This window comes from Pseudogracilibacillus amylolyticus (SeqCode) (assembly GCF_051918545.1).
GTDB lineage: Bacteria > Bacillota > Bacilli > Bacillales > Amphibacillaceae > Pseudogracilibacillus.
Map to the genome: position 1 here is coordinate 1 of NZ_JBPPZG010000255.1, position 4954 is coordinate 4954.

Genomic DNA, 4954 nt, shown 5'->3' on the forward strand with positions numbered 1-4954 from the left:
GGAAAGGCCTAGGTGAGACAACGCAGTGCGTAGCACAAGGAAGGCTCATCAGCCGCCCGTGGAAAGCGTAGTGTATTTCCGTAGCGGTATTTTACGTCGCAACTTTGGTCAGATATTTGCAGAGCAAATTAACCTAAGTTACTGCGCAGTTTATGGATTATACCTAAAACAAAATCGTATTAGTAATAACCTTATTTTTCAGTTACCAAAGTTTGTTCCAATTTCTTTTGAATCTTTTTTATTTCTTTACTTGGAGGTGTCAAGCTAATGATAATGTCCCCTTTATTTGGATGGACTCGCATATCCTCTGCATAAAAGTACATTTGTCCAGTTGGTTTTATAAAATAAAGAAACACCGACTCTGCATCTTTTTCTTCTTTATAATCTTCATATGTGAACTGATCTGTAAGCGTCGTCTGTCTAAAAACATACCCATTAGCTATTCTCTCATTTAATTCATCTAAGGAAACTTCTTCTTTACATAAAGATCTTCCACCTACACGACCGACAATATCTTTATTATTCTCATTCTCATTTGGATCAACCTTAAATACATTCGTACGACCATATTCAGGCATAAATGTTGTACATACTAATGCGTTATAAGAATGATAATTTGTTGCAGCGATAATAAAGTCATATGGTATTGTATCTAAATTATATTCTGTCTGTTCCGATAAAATCTCGCCATGATAAAAAGGAACTCCTCCTGTTCTGGCATATCGTAAATTTTCCCAAGATGAATCAACAATAAGGACAGGAGAACCACTTTTTATAAATGATTTTGCAAGGTCAACAGTAAACGGATTACTTCCAACGATTAATATTCCCGGTCTGCCCTCAAGTGATAAATTGAGTTTTTTTGCCAAAGGTCCTAACGAGAATCCGTGAGCTACAACTGTGAAAAACACTAAACCAAATGTAAGTGTCGTCAGTATCGCTGCATCCTGAAATCCTGCTTCATCTAAAATTGTCGCAAAATAACTTGATACTGTTAGCGCAACAATTCCTCTAGGTGCTATCCAACCGACGAGCGTTTTTTCCTGCAAAGAAAGTCCTGTACCTATCGTTGATAAAAAGATCGACAGTGGGCGTACAAGAAACATCATAAATAGTACGTAGCTCAAAATGTTGAGACTAAATATTTGCATGATTATTTCCATCTTTAATGAAGCTGCAAGCATGATAAATATTGCGGAAATAAGCAAGATCGAAACATTTTCTTTAAAATGCCTAAAATCATTTAATGAGCTGATTCCTATATTTGCTAGCGTCATCCCCATCGCTGTAACAGATAAAAGCCCTGTACCATGTACCATCTCATCTGGTAACGTGAAGCAAAAGATAACGACTGCAAATACGACGGGAGATTTTAAGAATTCAGGTATATAACCAATTTCAAACATCCATCCAATGACTCTTCCACAAAACCATCCGAAAAATGCAGCAAAAGCCGAAGCTAAAAAGAATAATAATAAGGTCGAACCATTTTTATCACTTATTGTAAAAAACGTAATAATTTCAAAAGCAAAAACTGCAAGTAATACCCCTATAGGGTCGACAATAATTCCTTCCCACTTTAAAATTTTTGCCGGACGTGGTTTTAATTTAGATTGTCGCAAAAGTGGCATAATAACTGTTGGACCTGTCACAATGAAGAGCCCACCTATAACAAAAGCAACCTCCCAGGAGAGCCCAGCCATATAATGAGCTGTTAAGGAACCCAATATCCACGCAATAAATGCACCAACTGTTGCGATACGAAATACAGGTTTTCCCAACCCTCTTAGTTCTTTGAAGTTTAAATTCAGACTTCCTTCAAATAAAATGATTGCCACCGCAATAGAAATAATCGGATCATATAATGCTCCAAAACTTTCCTCTGGATTCATAATACCGAACACAGGCCCAATCAATAGCCCTGAGATAGACATAATGACAATTGCTGGTAAGCTGTATTTCCATGCTAACCATTGTGATAAAATCCCCAAAAATCCAATTAACATTATGACAAATAAAAGGGATAATTCCATTTGATATGCTCCTTACATTTGGCATTTTTTTTATTCAAAAAATAGATATAGGGAATATTGTAACAGGAACAAATGGAATGTAAAGTGTCAAACAAGCATTAATTCTATTCGGAAAATTTATAAAAAACTGCTTCCTTAATTCCTCTAAAAAATATTAGAAAACTTGGCTTATCGCTAAAGTAAACATGCCCTCATCACTAGGGGTATGCCGACGGTTAGGCAGAGAGCCTGTTTTTAGTCGGCCTTCCTGGCGAAAGACAGAGGTGATGTTGCACTTATGCTAAGTAAGTGCAAGCCTTGGCGAAAGCCTAAGTTGTACTTCAAAAAAAGAATCCACAGATTATGGATTCTTTTCATTTACATACTATTATAAATTAAATGCCCAAGCTCCATTACGGAATACAGCCTCACGAGTGCCGTCTTCTTTTACACCATCAATGTCCATTTCATTAGAGCCAATCATAAAATCAACATGAACCATACTATCATTGATTCCATTTTGGTCCAACTCTTCCTCGTTCATATCCGCTCCACCTTTTAAATTAGTTGGATATGCTTTTCCTAGCGCGATATGACAGGAGGCATTTTCATCAAATAACGTGTTAAAAAAAATTAACCCAGATTGAGAAATAGGGGATTCGTCTGGCACGAGTGCAATCTCTCCAAGCCTGCTTGAACCTTCATCATTTTCAAGTAAATGTTTTAATACATCTTGCCCTTGTTCTGCCTTATAATCAACAACTTCTCCGTCTTTAAACGTTAGTTGAAAGTTGTCAATTAACGTTCCGCCGTAATTTAAAGGTTTCGTACTTGATACAGTACCATCCACATTATATTTATGAGGGGCAGTGAATACTTCTTCCGTTGGTAAATTAGGATTAAAAACAATTCCCTTTTCAGAAACCGCAGCCCCACCTTGCCAAATATGACCTTTTGGTAAACCAACTTCTAAATTTGTCCCCGGTGCTTTTAAAATTAACTTCTCATATTGCTTTTCATTTAAATATTCATGTGCTTTTTGTAAGTTATTATTATGTTCATCCCAAGCAGCAACTGGGTCATCTTGATCGACACGTACCATTTTAATAATTTCATTCCAAAGTGATGCAACAGCCTCTTCACCCGTTTGATTAGGGAATATTTTCTTAGCCCATGCTTGTGTCGGTATTGAAATAACCGTCCATGTCACTCGATCGTTCATCATATATTCTCTAGAGTTTTTTAAAGCTATGCCTGCAGCTTTACTCGCTTTTGCAATCCGATTCGGATCAACTTCATTCAACAAATCAGGATCTGTAGCATGAATTGAAACAAATGCAGCACCTTCTTCGGCAAAAGATTCCTGCATTTCTTTACGCCATTCAGGGAAGGTTTCCATTACTTCCTCTGCGGCATTTGTATACTTCAACTTCGTGATTGTATCATCTTCCCAATTAATATGAACATTTTTGGCTCCCAAGCCATATGCTTTTTCAGCAAGAATTCTTGCAAATTCAGCCCCTTCTACAGGAGCTGTAACAAATAAAGTCTGATTCTTTTGTAAGTTAACACCTTTTTGTAGCGTAATATCAGCATATTTTTCTTGAATGATTCGGTCTACCATTCTAAAGCACCTCCAATTAAAATTCTGCGCTAAATAATTTTGCCATCCGTTGCGATTCTTTCTTTCTTTCATTTCGACGTTCTCTTCTTAGTTCCGCACCTTCATACAACATTTTCTCCATTTCAGTTTCTGGATAAATTCGTGGAACAACATCCGGTTTGCCATTTTCACCAAGTGCAACGAATGTTAAAAAAGCCGTTGCACAAACGGTCTTTTCTGCTGTAAGTAAACCTTCTTTTACTACTTTAACAAACACTTCCATAGAGGTATTATGTACGGATGTAACAAATCCTTCGACACAAATTGAATCTCCAACCTTAACAGGATGTAAAAAATCTACAGAATCTGTAGAGGCTGTAACGACGGATTTCCTTGCATGTCTAACTGCTGATATTGCAGCAACGTCATCAATATGTGCCATTAATTTTCCACCAAACAAAGTTCCATAAGCATTTGCATCTGGCGGAAGAATTTGTGCAGTTTTAACCGTTCTTGAATTTGAACAAGGTTTCTTTTCCATAAAAACATCTCCTTATCATGCGTGTCTCCATTATAATGCATACTTATAGAATAGGGGATAATAAGCGCGAAATCGATTCTTTAAATTTAATTCCGATGGATCTCTGTTCATAAAGACTCTTTGTCATTTGGGTTGAAACTAATATATCTTTTTTAAATACCTCCACTAACTTCTCCGCAATATCCGCATCATACATAAAAGAATTCACTTCAAAATTTAACCGAAAACTTCTCACATCAATATTGGCAGTCCCAACCGAGGACAATTTCCCATCAACTACAATTGTTTTCGCATGTAAAAATCCATTTTGATATAAGTATACTTCAGCACCCTCATTTAGTAATTCACCGATATGTGATAAGGTTGCCCAGTAAACAAACATGTGATCCGGTTTATTCGGTATCATAATTTTAATTTTTATTCCAGAAAGAGCAGCGATCCGTAGAGCATCCATTAAACTTTCATCAGGAATAAAATAAGGAGTTTGAATATATACATATTCTTTCGCAGACATAATCATTTTTATGTATCCATACTTTATTTGTTCCCACTCATGATCAGGCCCACTGGAAACAATTTGTATACCTACATCACCTTCTTCGCCCCCAATAAAATAACGATCTTCATACGGTATATGATCTCTAGACGCTTGGTTCCAATCCAATATAAATCTCGTTTGCATCGTTTTAACCGCATCACCGCATATTCTTAAATGTGTATCGCGCCAATAGCCAAATTTTTCAGACCGCCCTAAATACTCATCACCTATATTAAAGCCACCTATGTAGCCAATTTCTC

Annotated in this window: 4 protein-coding genes; all 4 read right to left on the reverse strand. The window is 36.6% G+C overall.

What is annotated here, in order from left to right:
* Window positions 1–191 precede the first annotated feature (191 nt).
* Window positions 192–2033 (reverse strand): cation:proton antiporter, encoded by a 1842-nt coding sequence (locus tag ACPYKA_RS18780; RefSeq protein WP_479543729.1) that lies wholly within the window; start codon window positions 2031–2033, stop codon window positions 192–194.
* A gap of 367 nt (window positions 2034–2400) precedes the next feature.
* On the reverse strand, window positions 2401–3636 hold the full coding sequence (locus ACPYKA_RS18785) for an aminopeptidase (protein WP_479543730.1): 1236 nt from the start codon (window positions 3634–3636) through the stop codon (window positions 2401–2403).
* A 16-nt stretch (window positions 3637–3652) separates the two neighbouring features.
* On the reverse strand, window positions 3653–4156 hold the full coding sequence (locus ACPYKA_RS18790) for an acyl-CoA thioesterase (RefSeq protein ID WP_336261174.1): 504 nt from the start codon (window positions 4154–4156) through the stop codon (window positions 3653–3655).
* A gap of 43 nt (window positions 4157–4199) precedes the next feature.
* The coding region (gene cls, locus ACPYKA_RS18795) for a cardiolipin synthase (protein WP_479543731.1) at window positions 4200–4954 on the reverse strand (755 nt) is incomplete at its 5' end.